Origin of the sequence: Azospirillum sp. INR13, assembly GCF_015390205.1 — a bacterium.
In the GTDB taxonomy this organism is placed as follows: Bacteria; Pseudomonadota; Alphaproteobacteria; order Azospirillales; family Azospirillaceae; genus Azospirillum.
Map to the genome: position 1 here is coordinate 127,209 of NZ_VUOI01000049.1, position 23,393 is coordinate 150,601.

Annotated in this window: 21 protein-coding genes, 1 pseudogene and 1 CRISPR repeat array; of the genes and pseudogenes, 12 read left to right on the plus strand and 10 right to left on the minus strand. The window is 63.4% G+C overall.

What is annotated here, in order from left to right:
- Positions 1 to 6: 6 nt before the first annotated feature.
- From F1643_RS21380 to F1643_RS24200, 3 genes are read left to right on the plus strand one after another with little or no spacing between them, the layout of a single operon-like run.
- Positions 7 to 477 carry a hypothetical protein gene (locus F1643_RS21380; RefSeq protein ID WP_149226237.1) on the plus strand — a complete coding sequence of 157 codons (471 nt, stop codon included), beginning with the start codon at positions 7 to 9 and terminating at the stop codon, positions 475 to 477.
- Complete coding sequence (locus F1643_RS24195; RefSeq protein WP_370540743.1) at positions 474 to 3,230, plus strand: TrbC family F-type conjugative pilus assembly protein; 2,757 nt, start codon at positions 474 to 476, stop codon at positions 3,228 to 3,230. Before F1643_RS21380 ends, F1643_RS24195 begins: the two co-directional genes overlap by 4 nt.
- Entirely contained in the window at positions 3,227 to 3,481 is a 255-nt protein-coding gene (locus F1643_RS24200) for a hypothetical protein (protein WP_255543138.1), read from the plus strand. The genes F1643_RS24195 and F1643_RS24200 overlap by 4 nt, the downstream gene beginning before the upstream one ends.
- Before the next feature lie 46 nt (positions 3,482 to 3,527).
- On the opposite strand, the gene F1643_RS21395 is transcribed toward F1643_RS24200, so the two are convergent.
- The 3 genes and pseudogenes from F1643_RS21395 to F1643_RS21405 form a co-directional block, all read right to left on the minus strand.
- Positions 3,528 to 3,800 carry a hypothetical protein gene (locus F1643_RS21395; protein ID WP_149223667.1) on the minus strand — a complete coding sequence of 91 codons (273 nt, stop codon included), beginning with the start codon at positions 3,798 to 3,800 and terminating at the stop codon, positions 3,528 to 3,530.
- Positions 3,801 to 4,106: 306 nt separating this feature from the next.
- A pseudogene (gene istA, locus F1643_RS21400) lies at positions 4,107 to 4,839 on the minus strand (IS21 family transposase); the annotation flags it as partial.
- A gap of 90 nt (positions 4,840 to 4,929) precedes the next feature.
- Positions 4,930 to 8,127 (minus strand): ATP-binding protein, encoded by a 3,198-nt coding sequence (locus tag F1643_RS21405; RefSeq protein ID WP_194915306.1) that lies wholly within the window; start codon positions 8,125 to 8,127, stop codon positions 4,930 to 4,932.
- Between the two features lie 251 nt (positions 8,128 to 8,378).
- Between F1643_RS21405 and F1643_RS21410 the strand changes: the two genes are divergently transcribed.
- From F1643_RS21410 to F1643_RS21445, 8 genes are all read left to right on the plus strand, one after another.
- Entirely contained in the window at positions 8,379 to 9,146 is a 768-nt protein-coding gene (locus F1643_RS21410) for an IS6 family transposase (RefSeq protein ID WP_194915308.1), read from the plus strand.
- A 9-nt stretch (positions 9,147 to 9,155) separates the two neighbouring features.
- The gene (locus F1643_RS21415) at positions 9,156 to 9,599 is read left to right on the plus strand and encodes a MucR family transcriptional regulator (RefSeq protein WP_206692610.1); all 444 of its coding nucleotides are present in this window, start codon (positions 9,156 to 9,158) and stop codon (positions 9,597 to 9,599) included.
- Positions 9,600 to 9,748: 149 nt separating this feature from the next.
- Positions 9,749 to 10,390, plus strand: a complete 642-nt coding sequence (locus F1643_RS21420) for a hypothetical protein (RefSeq protein ID WP_194915310.1) — start codon at positions 9,749 to 9,751, stop codon at positions 10,388 to 10,390.
- Between the two features lie 517 nt (positions 10,391 to 10,907).
- A complete protein-coding gene (locus F1643_RS21425) occupies positions 10,908 to 12,038 on the plus strand; it encodes a tyrosine-type recombinase/integrase (protein WP_194915313.1) in 1,131 nt (376 codons plus the stop codon).
- A gap of 516 nt (positions 12,039 to 12,554) precedes the next feature.
- The gene (locus F1643_RS21430; RefSeq protein WP_194915315.1) at positions 12,555 to 13,328 is read left to right on the plus strand and encodes an endonuclease domain-containing protein; all 774 of its coding nucleotides are present in this window, start codon (positions 12,555 to 12,557) and stop codon (positions 13,326 to 13,328) included.
- A gap of 32 nt (positions 13,329 to 13,360) precedes the next feature.
- On the plus strand, positions 13,361 to 13,741 hold the full coding sequence (locus tag F1643_RS21435) for a hypothetical protein (RefSeq protein WP_194915317.1): 381 nt from the start codon (positions 13,361 to 13,363) through the stop codon (positions 13,739 to 13,741).
- Entirely contained in the window at positions 13,738 to 14,433 is a 696-nt protein-coding gene (locus tag F1643_RS21440) for a GIY-YIG nuclease family protein (RefSeq protein WP_194915318.1), read from the plus strand. Before F1643_RS21435 ends, F1643_RS21440 begins: the two co-directional genes overlap by 4 nt.
- 83 nt (positions 14,434 to 14,516) lie before the next feature.
- Positions 14,517 to 15,293, plus strand: coding sequence for a hypothetical protein (locus F1643_RS21445; protein ID WP_194915319.1), 777 nt, complete (start codon positions 14,517 to 14,519; stop codon positions 15,291 to 15,293).
- A gap of 274 nt (positions 15,294 to 15,567) precedes the next feature.
- Here the strand turns inward: F1643_RS21445 and F1643_RS21450 are convergent, their stop codons facing one another.
- Positions 15,568 to 16,335, minus strand: a complete 768-nt coding sequence (locus F1643_RS21450; protein ID WP_194915320.1) for a hypothetical protein — start codon at positions 16,333 to 16,335, stop codon at positions 15,568 to 15,570.
- Between the two features lie 395 nt (positions 16,336 to 16,730).
- On the opposite strand from F1643_RS21450, the gene F1643_RS21455 reads away from it, so the two are divergent.
- A complete protein-coding gene (locus F1643_RS21455; RefSeq protein ID WP_194915321.1) occupies positions 16,731 to 17,000 on the plus strand; it encodes a hypothetical protein in 270 nt (89 codons plus the stop codon).
- Between the two features lie 74 nt (positions 17,001 to 17,074).
- Positions 17,075 to 18,759: direct repeats of the CRISPR family, unit length 36 nt; unit sequence GTTGCGGCTGGACCCCGATCCCCCAGCGGCTACAAT.
- Positions 18,760 to 18,834: 75 nt separating this feature from the next.
- Here F1643_RS21455 and cas2 read toward each other — a convergent pair.
- The 6 genes from cas2 to F1643_RS21485 all read right to left on the minus strand — a co-directional run bounded on the left by cas2 (position 18,835) and on the right by F1643_RS21485 (position 23,290).
- Positions 18,835 to 19,125: a CRISPR-associated endonuclease Cas2 gene (gene cas2 / locus F1643_RS21460; protein ID WP_255543139.1), complete on the minus strand. Its 291-nt coding sequence runs from the start codon at positions 19,123 to 19,125 to the stop codon at positions 18,835 to 18,837.
- Entirely contained in the window at positions 19,118 to 19,819 is a 702-nt protein-coding gene (gene cas1 / locus F1643_RS21465; RefSeq protein WP_206692615.1) for a type II CRISPR-associated endonuclease Cas1, read from the minus strand. Before cas1 ends, cas2 begins: the two co-directional genes overlap by 8 nt.
- Positions 19,820 to 20,798: 979 nt before the next feature.
- Positions 20,799 to 22,007, minus strand: a complete 1,209-nt coding sequence (cas9, locus tag F1643_RS21470; RefSeq protein ID WP_194915322.1) for a type II CRISPR RNA-guided endonuclease Cas9 — start codon at positions 22,005 to 22,007, stop codon at positions 20,799 to 20,801.
- Between the two features lie 54 nt (positions 22,008 to 22,061).
- Positions 22,062 to 22,478 (minus strand): hypothetical protein, encoded by a 417-nt coding sequence (locus F1643_RS21475; RefSeq protein WP_194915324.1) that lies wholly within the window; start codon positions 22,476 to 22,478, stop codon positions 22,062 to 22,064.
- Entirely contained in the window at positions 22,402 to 22,911 is a 510-nt protein-coding gene (locus tag F1643_RS25205) for a hypothetical protein (protein ID WP_370540746.1), read from the minus strand. The genes F1643_RS21475 and F1643_RS25205 overlap by 77 nt, the downstream gene beginning before the upstream one ends.
- A complete protein-coding gene (locus tag F1643_RS21485) occupies positions 22,862 to 23,290 on the minus strand; it encodes a hypothetical protein (RefSeq protein WP_194915328.1) in 429 nt (142 codons plus the stop codon). The genes F1643_RS25205 and F1643_RS21485 overlap by 50 nt, the downstream gene beginning before the upstream one ends.
- Positions 23,291 to 23,393: the final 103 nt, after the last annotated feature.

A 23,393-nucleotide genomic window follows, 5' to 3' on the forward strand; every position in this document is an offset into this window, starting at 1 on the left:
AGAGAAATGGTGCAAACCGCCGTTCCGCCGCCTGACGCACAGGCTGCCTCCAGCACCGGACCTGACGGTGTGCCCTCTCCGGCTCCAGCGGCGCGCCAGAATGCGGGCCGCAAGCCGGACATTCTCGACGGCATGCTCCGCTTCGTGCTCACCGTGGTGGTGAGTGTCGGTGTCGCCTACCTCGGGATGGGGCATCGGGTGGCACTGCTGGAAGCGGAGATCGCAGCCCGTCCTCCCGTCATCGTCGTCGACTTCACGAAAATGGCAGCGGCGCTGCAGGGGCAACCGAACGACGTCATCGAGACAGCGATGGGTCGCGTCCGCGGTGATATTCGCCGGCTTCAGGAGGGTGGTTACATCGTTCTGGATGGCCAGTCGGTGCTTGCCGCCCCGGACGAGGCCATGATGATGCCAGCCGGCGCCAAGCCGGTGTCGCAGCCGGCACTGCAGCCCGGCAGCCAGGAGAAGAGGGAGTGACAGGCGCCGCCGCACGCCAGCGGGAGCCGTGGGGGCGCTTCGCCCTGAAAGCAGGAGCGCTGCTGGCGGCGCTCTACGCCGCCGGCGCCTATGTTACTGACCGCTATCGCATCGGGATCGACCCGCAAATCTCCCGGTGCCTGCCGGATACGCGGGTGGTGCTCATCGATCGCTGGGATCGGAGTGTGGAGCGTGGGCAGCTCGTCGCTTTCGCGGCGAGTGGGCTCGCGCCCTACTTCAAGAACGGCACCACGATGGTGAAGGTGATCGACGGTGTGTCCGGTGATCGCATCGCCGTCAATGAGGCTGCGGTAACTGTCAACGGAGCCAGGGTGGGCGAGGGGCTGGCCCTTGCCCGCACGCTCGGCCGGCCCGCAGGCGACTTCGTGCGCGACCTGGTGGTGTCGCCTGGATCGATTTGGGTGATGGGGCGGACCATCGACTCCTACGACAGCCGGTACTGGGGTGAATTACCAGCCGCTCAGATCATTGGACGAGCGTACCGCCTCAAGCAGCAGGCAGTCACCCAGCCACCACCGGCGTGGCTCTATGGCAAGGAAGCCGCCGAGCGACAGATGTCCATGCCTGACACTGGGCCTGTCGCGGGCCAACCTCCGCGTGACGAGGGGGTGCGGGTGAAAATCCTGGCATCCTGGGCGCTGGGAGACGCAGCGCTCAAGGAACTTTTCCAAAGCGTCGCCGGCCGCGACGACGTGCAGGTGGTCTTCAGGGGCGTTCTGCCAGGTGAGACATTTGGCCAGGGCGTCCGCCGGCTTCACGCAATGCTGCGGGACATGGACCCGCTGCCGAACGTGATCATCGATCCAACGGTCTTTCGTGAACTGTCCGTTACGGCGGCACCGGTGGTCGCGTACACGGAGGGTGCGAATGTGCTCGCCCATGCCACCGGCCTTAGCTCTCCGGAGTTCATCGTCGACAAGGTGAGGGCGGGCGCGACTGGTGATCTTGGCGTTCTCGGCCCCACAGTTGAGGTCGTAGAGCCCGATCTGATCGAGGTGTTGCAGGTGAAAGCCAAGGACTTCGATCTTGAGGGCTACAAGCGCCGAGCCCGAGATGAGTTCTGGAGCAAGGCCCGGTTCGACGAGCTGCCGGAGGCAACGGAACGGCGGGTGCGCTCTATAGATCCGACCGTCGTGGTCACCACCCGCACATGCCGAAGGACGCGTTTCGCAAATCTGTGGGCGACGATCAAAGAGGGGCGCCCCTGGGAAGGTTTGGTGAAGAACCGGACCAAGAGCGGCGATCATTATTGGGTCAAGGCCAACGTCACGCCGGTCACCGAGGACGGCCGGATCACCGGCTTCATTTCCATCCGCTCCAAACCCGACCGGGCATCCGTTGAGGAGGCGGAGCGGGTTTACGCCCTGTTCGGCTCCGGCACGCCGCACGCGTATGCCCTGTTGGACGGCGACATCGTCAGCCGCGGGATCGGGCCGACGTTGATCCGATGGGCCAGGAGCGTCACCGGCCGTCTGACCGCCACCTTCGTCCTTTTCATGCTCGTGATGGCTGGTCTGGGTCTGCCGCCCCTTTTCCACGCCGAACTCACCGACGCGGTGCCCCTAAGCTTGCTTCTGTTCGGGGGGCTGTTCGCCGTCGTTGCCGGCCATGTCATCCTGAGGACGGTTCGTCACCCCCTGTCCCTTGTCGAAGCCCATCTCGACGCCATCGCCCGCGGCGACCTGCGGGCTCCTATCCCCGGTTCGGGCATCGCCGAATTCAGCCGCATCCGGTCGACGCTCAATGCGGTAAAGGCCAAGCTGGATTATTCCAGTCAGGAGCGGGGCGAACGACAGCGGCAAGCGGATGAGGAGCGTGCCGCCGCGATGCTCGCCATGGCGTCGACGGTTGAACGCGAAGCGGGGCAGGCGGTGGAGGAGGTCGCCAGGCATACCGGCGGCATGGCCGAGGATGCCGACCGCATGGCCGCGGCGGCCGACCGGGTCAGCGAGAACGCCCGCACCGTTTCCACCGCTGCCGAACAGGCGCTGATGAACGCGCAGACCGTGGCGTCGGCGACCGAAGAACTGGCGGCCTCGATCCGGGAGATCTCCGCTCAGATCGCCCACTCGAGCACCGTTACCCGCCGTGCCGTCGCAGGGGGCACCCACACACAGGAAACGATCGTCTCGCTCTCCAGCGCCGTCAACCGGATCGGCGACGTCGTGAAGCTCATCGACGACATCGCCAGCCAGACCAATCTCCTGGCGCTGAACGCCACCATCGAGGCGGCGCGGGCGGGAGAGGCGGGCAAGGGCTTTGCTGTCGTGGCCCAGGAGGTCAAGACCCTCGCCACCCAGACCGCCCGCTCGACCGAGGAGATCACGCGCCTCATCGCCGAAGTGCAGGCCGTGACCGGCGCAGCGGTGACTGCGGTGGAGCAGATCGGCAGCACGATCGGCGAGATCGATCAGGTCACCGGAGCGATCGCCGCCGCTATGGAGGAGCAGGCCGCGGCCACCCAGGAGATCAGCCGCAACGTCGTCGAAACCTCCCGGGCCGCTCAGGCGGTGTCCACCAGCATCGCCACCGTATCGCAGGAGGCTGCCCAGACCGGCTCCCAGGCCGCCCAGGTCCGCATCGGCTCGGAAGAGGTCGCGCACAGCATCGAGGCTTTGCGCAGAACGTTGGTGCGCGTCGTCCGGACATCGACAACCGAAGCGGATCGCCGGCGCAGCCCCGTTATGCCATCGACCACCCGGCCCAACTCGCGGCGGCCCGAGGACAGTTGACTGTCCGCATTGCCGACCTGTCGATGGACGGAGCCAGACTGCTGACGCCTCGGCAGCACGCATTGACACCCGGAGATACCGCTCGATTGGCACCGGACGGCATGTCCGCGACGGTCACCGTTACGGTGCAAGCGTTGAGCGACGGAGCGGTGCATGTCCGCTTCAACAGACAAGAGGAAAGCTTGGCCGTGCTCCTCGAGCAAATGGCTCACCGTGCGGGCTTTGCTCCGCTTGCCTGGGCGGCGGAGTGAGGACATCTGCCAGGGATGAGGCCTGTCCTCATCCCTGGCATGATCCTTATACGGCCGGAAAGGGCATCTGACAGGCGAGGACGAGTTTGTTGGGCGGGCTGACCTCCATCACCATCGCCCCGGCGGCGGCGGTGGCCTCGATGTCGTTCGCCGTCATCCCAGCGGTGTCTCCGAGCCAAATCGGACCGTCGGGGAGCAGGACGACCAGGCATCCCACTTGGCGATGAGCGTCAAAATCCGCCTCAACCGGGTAGTTTTGCCCCACCTGATACAGAGAAAATCCATCCTTGGTGCAGGTGCAATGAACGAACGAACGCATGGATCACGATTTCCCTGACGTGAGAGTAATAAAATCCCGAGTCTGTCGTGGCGAATTTACAAAAGGAATTCCAAATCCTCTCTCTCCGTTTTAGAGGGGAAAGCGCAAAGAAAGCGTTATAGTATGAGAAGCGCGCCTGGTCTCCGGAGATATTATTGGCGCACATATCAGAGATATAAAACAATGGATGGCTGTGTCGTTTGAGCTCGACAGTCATCGTTGCAAATTAACACCTGTGGTCCGCTCAGGTCTCCCAGGATGGATGCGGCAGGAACACTCTGTTCAAGCATTTTACCAAATACAAGGCAAGTCATTGAGTTCATCGTAGTTCTTCACCCGCAGCCGGCGCGAAGACGCGCTCGCAGACCAAGCCGACCTGGGTCTCGACCTCTTTCAGTTCCCAGCCCCAAGCCGGGGTGCAGGCGACCGGATCGACCGGATGGTGGCTGCACATCTGCGGGAAGCGCCGGTTGTGGACGCGCTCCTTACCGGCGATCCTCGTATCGATGGCCGTTTTCATGGTGTCGCAGAGGCCCCGCGTACAGGCTCCCTGTGGCAAGGCGCAGGCGCGGTCGTGGGCGTCGAACACCATCCCCTGACTTTCGCGCGGGCAGGCCCGTACGAACAGCATCGGGCTATGGCACAGACGGACATGGGCCACCTTCACCGTGACCGTCGTTCCGTTGATCGGGACGACCTCATGGCTCCGGTCGAGCTGGGTGACCTCGCCCGGGGCAAAGCTCAACGGCATGTAGGCTTGGGTGATGGAGGGCTCCTGCTCCTGCCGGCAAACCCGGGCGTAGCGGCGGACCGCGTCGTAGCCGCCCTCATATCCACCGGATCGTAGCATCTCGAACAGCCGGACCAGCGCCAGGCGCTCCCGTGGCGACTTGCCCTCATTGGCCAGCAACAGAGCGTCGAGCTCTTCACGCCAGGGGCCGATCTTCGGCAAAGGCTGCGTCGTGCGCGTGTCGCGGAACTCCGTGGCTTCCGTCCGGATCATCGTCCTTGCGACCTTCCGGGACAATCCAAACTCCTGGCAAAACCCCTGTGCGCCAACGGTGATGAACCGTCCGCCGCAGCACTGGATGCGTGGATGAACGCCACGTCCAAGCCGATCGGCACACCATCACAGCCTGGTGTCCTGGCGTGTGGAGCCGAGCAGCCGTTCCAGGGCCGCCCACAATTGGCCCGGCATGACCGGCTTGTGGATTATTCCCAGCCCATACTGGGCAACGTCACGCGCACACTCCGCTCCGGTCTCGCCGGTCAGGATAACACCCGGAATCTCCAATCCCAGCTGGTTGCGAACCTCCCTGATCGCCTCGCACCCATTCCGGCCAGCCCGAAGACGATAGTCGGCGACAACCACGTCCGGCCGGCGGTCAGCCTCGGCGACAATGGCCATGGCCTGCTCGGGGGAGCCGGAAATCAGCGTGTCATACCCCCATTCCTCCAGCAGTGTCCGCAGCGACATCAGGACGATGGTGTCGTCATCGATCAGAAGCGCAAGTCGCCCGCGGCCGATCGGACGGGCTGTCTCGTTGTGCGCGCTCACGGCCTGCCGCACATCCGCATTGAGGTCGATCGGGGCCTCGACGGAGAAAACCGATCCTTCTCCAAGCCTCGAGTGCACGCGGACCTCATGGGCAAGGATCCGGGACAGGCGCTGCACGATCGACAATCCCAGGCCGAGACCGCGGCTGCGGTCCCGCTCGGGATTGCCAATTTGGTGGAACTCGTCGAAAATCATGGCGATCTGGTCGTGAGGGATGCCGATACCGGTGTCTGCGACGTCGATCCATGCGCTTTCCCGCTCGATCCGGCAGGAAACCGTGATCCCTCCCTGCTCGGTGTAACGAACCGCGTTCTCGACGAGGTTGCGGATGATCCGCCCAAGCATGGTGCGGTCGCTGCGGACGGCCACGCCGCAGCATGAGCCGTCGGAAGAAACGGACAGCCCCTTGGTGGCGGCGAGCGGCCGGTAGGAGTCGGTGATTTCCTGGATGAGCGCGTCGAGATCGAAGCTCGACACCTGCGGCTTGACCACCTCGGCGTCGAGGCGGGAGACGTCGAGCAGGCTGTCGAGGAGTGCCTTCATCGTCTCGGTTCCGCGCTCCAGCATGAGCAGCATCTCCGTTCCGCGGCCATCCTTCACATGGGCGTGCAACGCGCCGCCGAACAAAGCCATCGACTGGAGTGGCTGGCGCAGGTCGTGGCTGGCCGCCGCCAGAAAGCGAGCCTTCGCCCTGTTCGCCCGATCGGACTCCTCCTTCGCTGTCCTCAGCGCGACTTCGAAAGTTTTGCGGTCGGTGATATCCACCGTGAGGCCCGACATTCGCAGCGGCCGGCCGGTTTCGTCATACTCGGCCTTGCCGATGCCGGCGACCCACCGAATGCCGCCATCCGGCAGCAGGACCCGATATTCGATGTTGTAAGCGGTCTGCCGCGATGCCAACGTCCTCCTGACCTTCCTTTTCGCTTCGCTCCGGTCCTCCGGATGAAGCGCAGCCACCCACTGCGAAAAGCGGGCATGTCCGTCGCCGGGCTGTATGCCATGGATCAGGTAGTTGCCCGGCGACCAATTGATTTCCCCGGATCGGATGTCCCATGTCCAGGTCCCCGCCCTGGCCGAGGCCAGGGCGGCGCTCAAGGTCCGTTCGCTTTGCCGCAACGCCTCTTCCATGGCTTTTCGCCGCGAGATGTCATGGAAGGCGACCACGACGAGGTCCACCCTGCCGTTGGTTCCATGCACGGGCACCGCCTCGACAAGAATCGTGGTTACCGAGCCGTCACCCCGGCGGTAATGCATCTCTTCCTGTGACACCACCTCTCCCCGCAGCACTCGGGCGGGAGGGTACTCATCGGCGGGCAACGGCGTACCGTCGGCCTGGACGCCGCCATAGGCGCTGTAATCCGCAACACCGGACGTAGCCATGATGCTGTGTCCGATCAGCTGCTCGGCTGCAGGATTGTGCATGAGGAGGCGCCCCGACGGCGCCTCGACGATCAGCAACCCGATGGGCAGGCTGTCGCTGATCGCCCGCAGCAGAAACCTCTCCCGCTCCAGCTCTCCAGCCAAGGCACGGCGTTCACCGTCCGCCGCCCTTTGCTGGGTGATGTCACGGAAATAGATGGCCACACCCTTGCGCGACGGGAACACCCGCAGCGCGAACCATCGTCCGGTCCGTTGGTAGAGGAACTCGAACTCAACCTCTACGCGACGATCCATGACGGTCTTGAGGCAGGCTTCGAGGTCGGAGCCGGCGAGACAGTCGAACGCGGCCTGCGCATGATCTCCGGTGACGTCACGCTCCAGGCTCAGGAGGTCCCATGCCTGGGGATTCAGGTAGGAGACCGTCCAATCGCTTTCGATTTCCATCACTGCGTCCGACGTGCTCTCCAGAACGGACGACATCCGGGCGGCTGCGGCGGCCTCCTGGCGCCTGGCGGTGGCGAGTCGCGACGTCCCGTACGCGCCGCCGGCGAACACCAATGCAAGCAGCAGCACGAACGCTGCAAGGGAACTGGCGGCCGACCGGTCGATGGGCTGCAACGCTTCACCGGGGGCGATGGCCACCGCCAGCATCAGCCCAGCATCGGTTGCCTTCGGCGGCAGGAAGGCGAAGCGCCGTTCCACCCCGTCGAGACCGGGAGATTGCCCGAAGCCGGGTGCAGACCCCGACAAGGTGTAGCGCAGCCGGTCCGGAAGCCTGGTGCCGAGGACAAGCCCCTTGTCCATCGGCGCCTGTGCGAGGATCTGTCCGTCCGGATGCACGATCGTGACCACGGCGTATGGCGGCCAGGGCAGCTTGACGACATAGTCCTTCAGCCAGTCCAAGTCGATCAAAGCGGTCATCGTGCCGTCGGGTTGTCCGTTCGCCCCTTGATAGCGTTGCCTGTACGGCAGGATCGTGCGCCCTTGGGCGGTCGGTGTCGCCCGGATCGGGCCAGGTTCGCCGACGACAACCCGGTCGTTCTGCAGCGCCTCCCGGAAACTCGGCAGATCGCCGATGTCGGTCCCAACCGATCCGGGCTGTGTTGCGCACCACACCCGGCCAGTCTTATCGGCAAGCTGAATTTCGAGGTGGTTTGGGTATGAAGGCCTGAGCTTTTCCATGATGCTCCGGCAATCGGCAGGCGGCAGGTGGGGGACCCCGGTCGCCTGCAGGGTCGCGAAAATGTGGCGGATGTCCTCCACGGATTTTCGCTGTTCGGTGTCCACCAGCACAAGGAGACGTCCGGCCTCCGCCTCCAATTCCTGTTCACGCTCCTGGCGCAGTGTGGTCAGGGAGAGAACCTCGTAGCCGAGCAGCGGAGCGGCCATCACAGCCGCACCGAGTGCGATCGTTACGTGGCTTCTGGGATTTTTCCAGCCCACGCTGACGGCCTCCCGCCGGCAATGCCCACCTCGGCGAGGCGATGCACACCGCAAGACAGCTAAACGGAGCCGAGGCCGCATTGTTTCGTAAGCGCGGAACACCAGTTGGCCGGGTTCCGGCAAGGGCGTTTGGGAGGCTCTGTTGCAAAGTTGGCCGGCACGCGGCGGAATGGCTGGACGTTGGAGGGAGCCAAACCGTGTCGGACTTCAAGGGTCGCCATTTCGAGGGCGAGATCGTGCTGTGGGCCGTTCGCTGGTACTGCCGGTACGGGATCAGCTACCGTGACCTCGAGCAGATGATGGCCGAGCGCGGCGTCACGGTCGACCACACCACCATCTATCGTTGGGTCCAGAAGTATGCCCCCGAGATCGAGAAACGGCTGCGCTGGCAGTGGCGCTGCCCACGATCGACCAGTTGGCGGGTCGATGAAACCTATGTGAAGGTCGGTGGCAAGTGGGCCTACCTGTACCGGGCCGTCGACAAGCATGGCAACACCATCGACTTCTACCTATCGCCCACGCGGAATACCGCGGCCGCCAAGCGTTTCCTCGGCAAGGCGCTGAACGGCCTGAAGGTTTGGGAGAAGCCGATGGTCATCAACACCGACAAGGCGCCCACCTATGGGCCAGCCCTGGCGGAGCTGAAGGCCGAGGGCAAATGTCCCGAGGAGACGGAACATCGGCAGGTCAAGTACCTGAACAATGTCGTCGAGGCCGACCACGGCAAGTTGAAGCAGCTGATTCGGCCGGTGCGGGGCTTCAAGACCCTGAAGACGGCTTATGCGACGATCAAGGGGTTCGAGGTGATGCGTGCGCTCCGCAAAGGGCAGGCGGCCGCCTTCAACCTGACCCGCGACATACACGGCGAGGCACGCCTTGTCGAGCGCGCCTTCAACGTCGGCCCCTGCGTGCTCGCCGAAGCCGTTCAGCTCGTCAACCAGCAGCTCGAACTCCAGGCCGCGTAGCCTCCGAAAATGATGCCGGTCGTCATCATCACGCGCCTACTACAGGAAGAGTTTGCAACAGAGCCCAAAGTCGGTCCGGATGCAATCACTTGCCTGGAATGCAGTAAGCGCAACCGGATACTCAAGCGGCACCTGGGGAGAGAACACGATCTGACGCCTGATGAGTACAGGGCCAAAGGGGGTTTGTCGGGGGACTACCCGATGACCGCCCCCAACTACGCTGCACAGCGATCTGAACTGGCCAAGGCTCACAGGCTGGGACGCCTGCGCAGTGTACAACCAGACTCTGAACGCAACGAGCTGCCGGTGGAAGTGGCTCCGCAGCTTAACGCACAGGGAGCGCGGCTCACGTTGGCGCAGGGCATCGACGACGGTCAGTGCTGGCTTCGAATACCAGATGGCGCTCCGGCGCCGCTGTCCCCCTGGCTGCGTGCCGACACCAGAAGGCGCTGAGAACGTCGGCATTTCGGCCGTAAAGATGTCCGGAAGCCCGCCAAGATCAGCCCATTAGCCAGTTGATGACAACGCCCAGATTGCCCTAAATCGCTGTAAGCTGGAGGGGGCTCAGGGCACAAGCGGCCTCCAGGCGGTAAGGAGAGGCAATGTTTGTCGTAAGCGAGGACGAGCGGTCTGCCATCTGTCAGGCGTTTGAAGCCGGGGGCGAGTGGGCTGCGGTGGCCGAACTGCGGCGGTACTTCCCGCTCCAGCGCAATGAGGATGCTCTGTCAGCCGTGCGGGCGATCGTGCGTTGGCCCTCGGAGGCGTCATTGTCCAAACGCAACACCCGCCGTAAGTCGGAGCCGCCAAGCCCTCGGGCGACCGCACGCCCCGAGCCGACCGCCCCCGAAAGCACGATGATCGAACCCCCGATGGTAGTTGGGCGCAACGCTGATCTTGTTGGGAACGGGCAGTGGACATCAGCGACCTACGAGGCAGTCGCCGCCGATCCCGCAGGAGGTGACTGCATAATAACCATCACACTTTCCGGCGAAGTGTGCGGCGCCTTCGGGATCGACCAACGAGTGGCCGATGATAAGGTTGCGGTCTGGGTGATCACGCATCTGTTGACTGGACAACGTCTGCCTCGCGAGTTCCTGACGCGGAAAGCGGCGACCGCCTGTGTGGAGAAGCTCCAGGGGCTGCGCTGCTGGAACAGCGGGGATGCTGCGGCAATGCTGAGCCATCCCGATACACCCCTTGCCCAACGTATTCTGTTGATGGCACCGGACAGCCGCGAGACGTGAGAGGGTACTGCTGGCGTTCGTTGTTGAAATAGTCTCAGGAGAAGGTGGTAGCGTTATTGAATAGAAATCAACGAGTTATTTCATATAGCATGTTTAACTAAACATCTTTGGCTTTACCATGCGATGCGATTGCATTCTGGTGATAATTTGCGCTATCGCCAGCAGGGGAGGGCGGCTATCGTCGTCGGTGACAGACAGTTGATGCGAAAAGCCGGTGTTGGTGGACGAAATAGCCTTTACTGACGGAGGACCAGCGGAAATCCTGATCGCATATCAACAGCCTCCCCCGTCCACCGTTCCGTAAGCCGGTTCATGCAAAATGCTGGCAGTTCATGCGAAAAGTCCGGACCAGTCGGCAACCGTCCCTAACCCTCTGACCGCGTGATCCATGACCTCCCAGCCGCTCCTCCCGGTCGTAACTGGGTCCAGAGACGACAATCCTCTCGATCGCGCTCTCGCCCTCGACGGCGTGATCCTGCCGCACGCGCCGATCGCTCTCGCAATCGCACGGCGCTTGGTGCCCTGGTGGCGGGCGCTTCAGCGCAACGCGCCGGCCAACACCGTTCGCGCCCTGTGGGCCGATGCCCGCCATTACATTCGCTGGTGCGGGTTCAACGGCCGCGTTGCGGTCCCTGCGGTGCCGGAGACGGTAATCGCCTACCTGACGGCGCTCTCCAAGAACGGCGGCCGCGACGGGCAGCCGGCCGCCTATGGAACGGTGGCAAGGCGGAAGTCCACCATCGCAACTCTGCATGAGGCGGCCGGCCTGCCGGATCCTTGCAAGGACCGGCTGGTGCGGCTGGAGATGAAGGGGTTCGCTGGCCGCCTCGGTCGGCGCCCCGCCCAGGCGGTCGGGCTTCGCCGCGAGGACGTGCAGGAGATTCTCGCGGCTCTCAATCGTGAAGAGGGGCCACAGGCGGTGCGTGATGCGGCGCTGATCGCCGTCGGCTACGACACGCTGCGCCGTCGGGCCGAGTTGGTGCGGCTGACGGTCGCCGATGTCCAGGCTGAACGCGACGGCAGCGGCCGGCTATTCGTGTCCCGGTCGAAGACTGACCAGGGTGGGCAGGGCCGTTGGTGCTGGCTGGGGCCTGACACCATGACCCTGCTGCAGCGGTGGCTTCGTCTGCGCGCCCTCCTGCTCGACGAGGCCTTGGCAGAGGGAGAGCAGCTGATCCGGCGCTGCAGCCGTGGAGATGGGGCCCGGCGTGAGAAGCTGGAGCGCAGGCAGTCCCGTTTGGAATGTTGTCGCGCTGTCCTCTGGCTGCAGATCGGCACCGACCGGCTGACCCGCGGGACGGACGTTGTGCTGGGACCCTTGGCGGTGTCGGGGCCGGACCCTGGCAAGCGGGTGGGCGAGATCTTCAAAGAGCGAGCCAAGGCTGTGGGGCTGGAGGGCACTGGCGTGCCAGGGGAGGGGGCGGTGTCGGGCCACAGCCTGCGGGTTGGCGCTGCCCAGGACCTGGTGGCCGCCGGGTTCGGCCTCCCCGCTATCCAACAAGCCGGCGACTGGACCTCTCCCACCATGCCCGCCCGCTACGGTGAGCGCATCGCCGCCGGCGCCGGCGCTATGGCGCAGCTGGCGGAGAAGCAGGGGCGGGGTGGTGTCGGAGGTGACGAAGATGACTTAGGACAGATGCAGAAATAGATGCTCCAACTGCCTCGGTCGGAGGCATCGGGATACTCGCAGAATGGGGAGGACACTTGACGCAGTTATTTCTGCGAATCTCCTTATCTGGACTTTGGCCATTATGAAGCGGGCATGGAGCACGGGAAGCCTTGAGGTCCTGCGGTGTACGTGGGTTTTCTCAATATGCAACCAGCTCCGTGACAGGTCGAAATTGCTCTGCAACCTTAACGCTGACGTACACTCGACAGCACTTCAGCGTGATATCCGCTATCTGGCGGTATCTCGCACCGTCAGCGTAGGGTTTGAATATTGGCCAAAGTCCAGCTCAGGTGAATCGGCGCCGGGAGTTCGCCACCGAAATTCGCACACGGGTCCAGGATAGATCGCGGTTGGTCGCCCAGCCACGGACGAGAAGGCTGGCCGCGGTGTTCAGTCAACTAGGAGCGGAACCTCAAAGGGAATCATTCCTCCGGTGTTTGCAACCCCAGCGGGACGGAGTATCGTGCTGGCCGGTTGGTCCGTCGTGAGGTCCTGATGTCGCCCGAACCCCGCCTGCTCCCTGGTTACGCGATCATCGAGATCAAGCCGCCGGAATCGCCCATCGAGCGCCTTATGCTGGACCTTCTCGAAGGTGGTCTCGACCTTGGTGTTCGAGCCCAGTTCTGCGCGGTGAACACTTGGAGCGAGGCCAAGGCCACCCTGCGAGACCACCCGGAAGCGTTCTCCCGCGCCCGTCTTGTGGTGTTTCCGCAGGTGGCAGTCGGCGGGTACCGCATGGACTTCCTTGTGGCCGCGACCGACCGTGTGATGACGACGCTGGACGCCTTCAACGACTTTGATCTCCTTGCGGTCGAATGCGATGGCAGCGAATTTCACGGCCCGCAAGCCGGAGGACTGCGCGACGACCGGACGCGGGAGGCGGCCATTCGGAAGCAGACCGGATTAGACTTCCTGCGGTTCTCAGGCGCGGAGTTGAACTTTCGCAGCGAGCAGGTCGTCGAGGTTTTGTCGGCCTACATCGAAGCCCGTTTCGCCCACCGCAAGATCGCGCGTGCCCGGTTGGACCACCTGGAGCGGGTCCACGGCTACGCCCGATCCGAGGTGCAGGACATGGCGCCGGAGATGCCCGAGCCGATCGGCCGGGTGATCGCGACGGCGCGAGACCTCTCGGGCATGCCGGCCCTGCGCTACGAATACCAGTCCGCGGCGTCAGAAAAGAAGGTCGCCGCGTTCCGCGCTGCCCTGGCCGCCATGCGGCAATGGATGGAGGACTGGCAGCCGGTCTGCCCGATTTGCGACGAAATCTGAGCCTCGCTGCCTACGACACGATCAGGAATATCATGCGCCTCGTCCTTCTCGCTGTCCTCCTCACCTTGACCGCCGCCGAAGCCCGTGCCGATGTGCTGCGCTATTCCTGCCGCTTCGTTGCCGGCGATCACGAGCGCGAGGCATCGGTCGACACCTTCGTCGCCGACAGCGGCCGAAACCGGGCAGACCTCTGGATGTCGCGCGCGAACGATGGTTGGAAATACGCGCCCGGCGACCAATACTCCGCCGACAGCGCGGAGGTTCTCATCGATCCTGAGTGGGTGAGCGTCAGCGCAATGCGGATGCGGGTTCCAGTCGCCATCTCGCTTGAACGGTCAACCGGGCGCCTGGTCTACGTCTACGTCACCGGGACCGTCACAAAGCACTTCGAGTACAATTGCGTGCCGCGATGACAACGCTGTTCGCCCTGGCGGCGCACCGCTACGGCCCGGTCTACATCGGCTACTCGTCGGACCCTCGCCGGCGCATCGGTCAGATTCAGACGAGCAACCACGAGGTGCTGGATCTGATGCACGCCATTGACACCGAGGCGGCGGTCGTGCGGGCCAGGGCCATCTGGGAGCGGTTGAATCGTCTGCGTCTGCGTCCGACGGCGCGCGAGCACGGCGACGGCGGCGGTTGGTTCGACCTGACCTTCGCCGACGCGATCAGGGCGCTCGACCGGGCTGGGGAGGATGACACCGTCCCCGGCTCCCGTCGGTATCCGTCGCGCTACTGGGCGAGCGAGCCGACCGTCTATGCGCTGACGGTCGTCGTGGACGGCGAGGAGATCACTAAGGTCGGGTATTCGGACCAGCCACACGTCCGCATCGCCGAGCACCGCGATTGGTGCGCCCGCAAGATCGAGGCCGAATTCACCGCCTCTGTCCGCCAGGCCGTCGAGAATGTTGTGCTGGGCGTTCTTGCCGGAAACGACCTTCTCATCCGCGGTGAATGGGCCCGGATCACCCACGAGGACGCGAGGGCTTTGATCATCTGGGTCGCCGAGCGCATCGATCTGGACCCTCGTCTCTGGCGCGGTTTCAACGCGCGCCTGATGGGTTTGCCGCCTAGTCTGGCTACCCTCCTGCCAAACAGCCTTTAATCACTCGGCCGACGGAAATGCCCAATCAGACACCGCTCTCAGCCCTTCCCTATGGGACTACAAACCGTTCGGAAGCGGCTCTGGTGGCAACGCTCTACTACCTGCTTCATCAGGGAGACAACCTGAGGCTTTTCCTCGATCATTTCGGCATCAACTGGCCCATCAATTGGGCTGAGACTGCGATCTATCCCGAATACGCGTTTTTGCGTGACCACTGGATGTCCTTGGCTCGCCAGGAAGGAAAGAGCAAAACCCAACCAACTGCTCTTGGCCGTTCCTTTCTGATCTCTGCCTTCACCCGACTTAGCATGAGTTCAAGCGTTATTGAGTGGGCTCAATCACTCTCCATCAGCCACTTCAACTTGCACTTCGCTGGACGTGGATCTCCCGGCGGATACATCTATCCTGGCGATTGGCGGGTCGAGTGCTATGGGCCAAGCATTCGCGATGCAGGCGGTCAAGATAGTGACATCCGCTCTGTGTATTTGCTCAAGGCGTCGTTCCACGCGCGGCCCGATCTTGTAATCCACCTCTCTCCGGAACATGCCATTGCTGTCGAGGCAAAACTCGAGTCTCCAGAAGCACGGCATCCGAGAGACAAGTTTGACCGTCAGGTCTTACGGGAGCATTGCCCGATCATCCAGGATGGTTTCCTCCAGACCAAACTGTACGAGTGGCTTCTTGATGCTGTGATGGGCTATTCGCACAGCCGTGCATTCATTGTCAGGGCCAAGGGGGAAGGAGCCAACACCCGAACCTGGAATTCGGTGATGTCTACATTGGATAAGGCAACATTCTCACTGTTGAAGCCATACCAATTGCAGCAGGTAACTTCTTTCCTTCCCAAGGAAGGATCATGAACCAACCTCTGAGCTGGACTTTGGCCAATATTCAAACCCTACGCTGACGGTGCGAGATACCGCCAGATGGCGGATATCATGCTGAAGTGCTGTCGAGTGTACGTCAGCGTTAAGGTTGCAGAGCAATTTCGACCTGTCACGGAGCTGGTTGCATATTGAGAAAACCCACGTACACCGCAGGACCTCAAGGCTTCCCGTGTTCTATGCCCGCTTCATAATGGCCAAAGTCCAGCTTATAAAATAGCTTCAATGAGTGTCGGCACCGATGTCGGTATCAGTCAACGTGCTGCTCCGGATCGCGGTTAGGCTCGACCCCCAGCTCGTTCCGAACACCTTCAGCCAATTCGAAGACCTCTTCCCGCACTTCCAATGTCTCTTCCGGACTGCCATGGAAGCTGATGTCGTCGAGAAAACCGAGGACGATGGCATCCAGGAAAGAAGGAAAGACCTCGATCGTCGAAGGCGCGTGCTTGGTCGATGCGACGGCGTCGGTGAGGAGCCGTCGACCTGTGCCGGCGAAATCCATGTTGCTGATTTTGGCGTGGTGTTCGATGCGGATCGGCAGGTGCGCCCATTCAGCCGGTGGGGAGAACGACAGCGAGCAGTAGAGGTCCTGATGACCAGTGTGATCATCCACTCTGGGCCAGGCGAAAACTCCCAGAGTTTCCCAGGCGATGTCGAGTGCCCATTGTCCGGTGCGCTCTGCAGTGGCCGTGATGGTTGGAGTGATGACCATCTCCGCAACCGGTGGCTCGTCTTGAGCCGTAGGTTTGCCATCGGTGTCGCCAACCAGTCTGAGGTGGGGCGGGGCCAACGCGCGGTCCCAGGCGTCGAAGTCGCACCAGCCCATGCGCGACAGCACCTCAGCCCAAGGCCTGAGGCATCGCATGAGTTCGGCTACGGTCAGACCGGGCTCGAATTCCGGCAATGAGCGGACATGCCCCAGTAGAGCGAGGTGGTCTGTGGCGTCCATGATCCGATCTGGTTCACGGTGCTCGGCGATGATGATCGTGCCGTTTCGCATCAATCGCACAGTGGCCATATGATGAAACTCCTGTCTTCGGCTGCCAACAGCACGCGAGCTCACTCGCTGCTCGTGTTTATCGCTTCAGCATCCTATTCAATGTGTTTGAACTTTGCGCTGATGCAACAGTCGCGTGGCCGTTCACTCAAGGTATGCACCGTCATAGAGGACGGCAGCGTGTGGCTGCTCGCAAACGATTGCCCGAACTGGAGACAGCAAACGCCCGGACGAATCGTCCATTCAACGCGGGTTGCCGCGCCCGGCTTCATCTTCGTCGACCGCCTCAGTGCAGTCTCGAAACCGCCCGGTGGATGGTCGGGTACGTGTGTATCCCCAAAAGTCCTGCACCAAACGCTCCGTTGCGATTCCTGAGGCAATCGTCACGTTATGGTGACAAAGCGTCCGGAGGCCCCATGAACACGGACAGCAATGATTTGGCCGACGCGGTGGCGTTGCTGGAGCGTGAGTTTCCCGACTGCGCTTGGAGCGCAACCCGTATCACCAACCCAAGGCATTCAGACCCTCCTGAAGGGCCGGGGGCTGCAATATTGCTACATGTTTCCTCTCCAAATGGTGGCGAACCATTGGCAGTGTGGGAGAAGCACCCGAACAGCTTTTTGGCGGCCGCTGAACGTGCAACCACGCGTATGCATTTCGAATTGCAGGTCAAGCAACATGCTTAAGGGTAGTTCTCAAAGCACAGTGATACGGTCTGCAATGAGAGCTTCTGCTAGCATTGCCAGCGGATATACCAGATACAGCGGCTAGACTCCGATATCCCAGCGGCTACAATGAAGTACAACGAGGTGCGCGCCATGCTCAGGCTGCGGTTGGCCCCCCAATACCCCCAGCGGCTACAATTATACATCGCCTGCGGCGATGTGCGCGGCAGTTCCGGCTGGACCCCGATCCCCCAGCGGCTACAATAGGGTCAAAGGCGGGATCATACACTGGCTCGTTGCGGCTGGACCCCGATCCCCCAGCGGCTACAATGCAGTGTTCGGGATCTGATCGGTGCCGTCGTTGCGGCTGGACCCCGATCCCCCAGCGGCTACAATCAGCACGCTGCCGAGCACGTTCCATGCGTCGTTGCGGCTGGACCCCGATCCCCCAGCGGCTACAATCGCGGGTGGACAGCATCTTCGACGCCGCTGTTGCGGCTGGACTCCGATCCCCCAGCGGCTACAATGCCCGAAACTTGATCCAAGTGTCTGGGATGTTGCGGCTGGACCCCGATCCCCCAGCGGCTACAATGCAATACGATGCTGTCGCCAAGCCGGTGGAGTTGCGGCTGGACCCCGATCCCCCAGCGGCTACAATCGTTGGTCGAGAAGGCCGACAGATCGACCAGTTGCGGCTGGACCTCGATCCCCCAGCGGCTACAATCCCCGCCAATATAGCAACCGAGTCGGTTCCGTTGCGGCTGGACCCCGATCCCCCAGCGGCTACAATTTTCAGGCGGCGGAGACGCATGGCTATTGAGTTGCGGCTGGACCCCGATCCCCCAGCGGCTACAATACGGGCGCTCCCGCACACCCCAGCGAAAACAGTTGCGGCTGGACCCCGATCCCCCAGCGGCTACAATCTCCTTCCGCGCTTTGCACTCGACGGAATAGTTGCGGCTGGACCCCGATCCCCCAGCGGCTACAATCGTGGTAAAGCGGGTATGAAGGCCTGGTTGGTTGCGGCTGGACCCCGATCCCCCAGCGGCTACAATTGTCTGACGATGGAGGGCGGGGCGCCACCGGTTGCGGCTGGACCCCGATCCCCCAGCGGCTACAATCTCCTTCCGCGCTTTGCACTCGACGGAATAGTTGCGGCTGGACCCCGATCCCCCAGCGGCTACAATCGCCCGCATCAAGGAATACTGGGTCTCCCAGTTGCGGCTGGACCCCGATCCCCCAGCGGCTACAATTGTCTGACGATGGAGGGCGGGGCGCCACCGGTTGCGGCTGGACCCCGATCCCCCAGCGGCTACAATGGATACCAGTTCGGTATAGACCCGCCCGCCGTTGCGGCTGGACCCCGATCCCCCAGCGGCTACAATTCCCACCGTTCCGGTGGTGCTGCCGAGCTTGTTGCGGCTGGACCCCGATCCCCCAGCGGCTACAATCTATCGCGAAGATGCACGAAAAGCGGACAGGTTGCGGCTGGACCCCGATCCCCCAGCGGCTACAATGGCGGAGTGGCGCGCATCGGTGCGGGCATCGTTGCGGCTGGACCCCGATCCCCCAGCGGCTACAATCTCGGCGACCAGATGAAGGGCATCCTCGAGGTTGCGGCTGGACCCCGATCCCCCAGCGGCTACAATATCAACTCCCACACGATCAAGACCCTGTCTGTTGCGGCTGGACCCCGATCCCCCAGCGGCTACAATAGGGCTGCTGACCATGGTTACCTCCAGAAAGTTGCGGCTGGACCCCGATCCCCAGCGGCTACAATACGACCCCGGATAACCCACTGAAACAAAATGGGTTATTCGGGTTTCTTTTCTGAAGACCTTCCATCGGATGCCCGTCAAAACAGCTTGAACTGTTCGTATTTCGCGGCAGGTTCTTGTTTCGTGCGCGTGTCGAAACACACCATCGTCTGGTATTGACGGTCGGTGAAGGTCAGGATCTGCACCTTTCCCCGCTTCGGCAGGTTGGATCTGATCCGTCCGATTCGCGCCTCGACCTGCGGTGTGCCGGCGCAAAAGCGTATGTAGACACTGAATTGCGACATCTCGAAGCCCTCATCCAACAGAAAATTGCGAAACCGAGTCGCCGCTTTCTGGTCGGTTTTGGTCACGGTCGGCAGGTCAAACATCACCATCATCCACATGAGCCGATACGCGCTGAGTGGCATGCGCGCCCTCCTTGCCTGAAGGACCACGGGCTATTTCGAGGGGAAGCGGCGACAGCGGAAGATCGAGAACCTGACGCTCGCCCGAAAGAACCTGTGCGAGCGATGTCGCCAGCCGGAACAGACAGGTGGACAGCGGCGTCACTCCGGCGTCCGTTCGCAAGTCCTGCACCAGCAGCCCGGCCAAGATCCGCTTCGTCTCCCGATCGACCTCCAGAAGCCCATCCGAGACCAGACGATGAACGGCGATCTCCACCATCGGCCGGAACGGTTCCAGCAGATCGTCAACCAGACACATGGGGTTAGAACGGTTGGAATGCTTCAGGCCAAGACTGGGATGCAACCCAGCGGCTGCCGTCGCCCGTGCCGTGCCGCCGCGCAGCACCGCATAACCATAGTTCAACAGCCCATTGATTCCCGGCTCCTCGGCATCGCGGCGAAAATCCGGCCCGAACAGCAGGGGCCAGTAGCGCCGCGCCGCCTGCGCCTCGATGTTCTCCGGGTCGCCGGTCCGCATCTTTCGGGCCAATTCCTCGAAGGCGCCGGCGGAATGGCCGAGCGCCTGAAGGATCGCCCCCTGATTGCGGACCTTCGCGCGGGCGATGGCCTGCCACAGCCGGCGCTTGAAGGCGTCGGTAATGTCCGCCTGCGCCCGCATGCGCTGGGCCTGGATGTGATGACCATCCAGCGGCCAAAGGATGGCCTGCCGGGGAGAAATTCCGCCCGCACAGGATGACCGAGCAATCCCGTTCCAGCAGGGCCAGCAGCAGGTTGTTGGAATAGGTCAGCCCATGCGCGGTGGCGATCAGCACCGCCATGTCGTCGAGCGGGACGCGGCCAAGCTCCCGCCCTTTTTCCGACACCAACCATAAAACCGCGGTCGAGCGACAGATGCCGCCCGTCCTCGGCCACCTCCACCACGACTCCGGCTGCGCTCGCCATGGCCTACTCCAACGGCCCCGCGGTCGTGGACGAAGCCGGCGGGATCCACGCCAACCGGCCGGGCTTGCGCCTTGCGCAAAGCCTCGGGCGAGCAGTAGCGGTACTTGAACGGATCCTCCTTGTCGGCATCCCGCGCCTTGAGGTTGCCAGCCTCGCGATGGCCAGCGAAGGTGATTGTCCCTTCCGTGAACTTGACCACCTTCAGAATTTCCCCGGCTCGGTGCGGTTCCGAAGGCCAGCATGTCCCCCTTGAACAGGCGGAACAGCGGCGTGCCGATGCTGGCGCACAGCCGGCGTGCTGCCCAATCCGGAAAGGCTGCATCGTTCCGCCCGCAGTCCCCCCTCTCGGCCAGCCATTCGGCATGCAGCCGATAGGCCTCATAGGTGCTGACGATCCGCCCCGTCCAACGCCCGCGCCCATCGCGCAGGATCTCGTACCAGGCGTTGCTGTCGCCCTTGTAGAGTTTGAAGGTGTGTCCGTCATCGTCCTGGACCGCGACAGGGCTGCCCAACTTGTCCAGCATGCGGACCCGGCGCACCTCTCCCCCCGTCCAGGTGAAGCAGGACAGGGGCCTCGCCCAAGCTGCGCCCCTGCGTCGCCTGTTCGGCGACATGGCGTTCCAGCGCCGCGGCAAGGGCGCGGTCACGGATATTCCCAAAATCCTTTTCGGCAAGCGCCGCCAACGGCTTACGCGTCACCACCTGATGGGTTCCGTCGGGCAGCCGCTCAACCGGACCATAGGCGGTGTCGTTGTGCATCCGCCTTGCCAGCCATGTTCGGGCTTGTGGGACACGATGATCCCGTGCGCCCTCTCCTGGACCTGTTCGCGGAAGGACGGGCCGGGCAACCCCTCAAACGGATCGGGCAGGCCGTCGAACAGCTTTTCCAGCTCCTTCTCTTCCGCCCGCTTGGCGGCGTCGGCCACCCTCTGCACCAGTCGCTGGTCGATCACCCCCAGCACGGCGGCATCGACGGCATGGTGCCGGTGATCCGCCCGGTTCTTCAGATTGGCGTCGGACAGGATAGCGTTCAGCCCCCAGCGGCCGCGCAGCATCGCTGTCAGCCGGCCGGGGGCGGCCCGCACCTTCTCCAGCGGCACGATGCAGCCCAGATATTCGCGGGCGACCCTGGACAGGTGCCGGGTCTCCACCAGCTGCCGGTCGATGAATCCCCGCTCGTCCTCGAACCGCTCCATCGCGTTGGGCAGGAAGCGCCAGCGCTTGTTTTTGGGCAGCGACTCGGCGCGTTCGGCGATGGCCGCCCAATCATAGCCGTCGGCGGAGACGACGCCGAACGCCTCCCACGGCGTCCGGTTGCGCTTGATGCGGTTGGCGCGACGGTGGCAGACGATCTTGTTGTCGGCGCCGTTGGCCAGCGTCCGGCTGAAGGGCAGGATGTGATCGACATCCACATCGCCTTGCAGCAGCTGCGTCATACTAATCGGTTGGCCGGTATAAACGCAGACATGGGCGCTGCCGATCCGCGGCAGCTCCTCCCACAGCCGCAGCCGCAGCAGCGCCTCGCCGGTCGGTTCCATCCCCAATTCGCGAAGCTGCTGGGTCCGCGTCCAGTTCTTCTTCTGCTTTTCCGCCTGTTCACGCTGTTCCTTGTCGCGGTCGGCTCGGCTCTGCTTCAGATTTCGGGCCAGTTCCACCACGATCTCCTCCGGCTTGCCCCAGCGCCGGATGATCCGGTTCACCACCCGCCGCAGTTCGTTCAGCGCGACATGGACAGTCGGATTGGGAAAGCGGCCGATCCGCAGTTCGGCCGGGTCGTCCGCCTCGCCGGTGCCCGAAGGCGATGAAGCGCTCCAGCGGCAGGCCGTAATAGGGCAGCTCGCCCAGCAGCTCGTCCGGGCGATAATCGGAGTGATGGAGGCCGAGCGCGCGAACCGCCTTGTCATAGGGCAGATGCTCCTCGTGCATCAGCGGCACCACCTGCTCCAGCGCCTTTTCGCTCAGTCGGCAATAGCCGTCGGCAGGCCCGGCCGCTCGGCCGTCAGGATCGCCACCTCCCACGGCAGCCCCAGCTCCTCCACCAGCCAGGCCGCCAGTTCTCCCTCATCCTCGGCATCGATCAGGCGGCCGACGATCTCGCGCTGACGGTCGGCCGGGAAGCTGTGCCAAGCCGCGCCGATTCGCCGGCGCTTGCCCTTTTCGGCCGCCAGCGCGTCGGCGGTGGCGTCGCCCTTCAGCCGGTCACGCTTGTCGTCCTCCAGATTGATGCGGGCGTCGGGTGGGAGCTTCAGCTCCTTGGCCAGCGTCTTGAAGGTCAGATCGCCCTTACGGCACAGCCGGTCAAAGAAGCGGTCCGAAGTCGGCCGGCGACAGCCCCTCCTCCCCCTGCCGGACGATGCGCAGATTGTGCAGTTCATGCAGGATGCGGAACCGTTGGGCGATGGGCAGCGCCCAATGCGCCCGCTCCTCCTCCGGATAGAGGGTGCATTTGCCGGGCTTCACCGGCTTCAACGGGCGCTGGTGGAAGATGACGCTCTCGATCCGGTCCCACTGTTCGGCGGTGACGCCGGGATGATGCGGCGCCTGGGCGGCGCGGATCGCCTGGAATTCCTCATGGACCAGCGCACGCTCCGGATAAAAGCTGTAGGTCGCCCTGGCCCCCGTGCCGGTCAGCCTTGCCCTTACTGGCTGGCGGGTGGCATGGCGGGCGGCAAGCCACTGGCCGAGTGTGCCGGCGCCGCTGGCGGCCAGCTCGGCCTTCAGAGCGGAAATGCCGGTCTTGACCTTGCCCGCCTCGTTCTCATCCCCGGCCGCCTTGCGGTTGCTCTTGAAGCCGCGGCGCTGGTTCAGGTGAAAAAGGGCACGGCCGAGCTGGTGGGGCCGGCAGCGGGCCGGCGACCGCCGCCGCGCGCAGCTCGTAGGGGTCCAGCCCCTCCAATGCCTTGCGCGCCTGCAGGTCTTCCGGCATCAGGGCGGCGGCGACCAGGGCGTTCATCAGAGCCTTGCGCCGGCGCAGATAGCGATCGCGGCGCCGGCGCATCGACCGAGCTAAGCGCCTATCGGCCGCCAAAGATTGCTGTGACTTCGGATCCCGGCCATCGGGGAAGATGCGAACGCCCATGCGGCGCACCCCGCAGGGCCTGCCATCCCCGTTCAGATCCAGCAGACAGAACCCAATACTGTTGGTGCCGAGATCCAGGGCGAGGCGATAGCGGAGACGCTTGGACACGAAGGAATTCCTCCCGCACATGATGCGAATGGGAAAGGAGCATTCGCACCTGAAGTGCGGAATTGTCTAAGCGCACCCCGCCCGTGTCCAGAAGCAAAAAGGT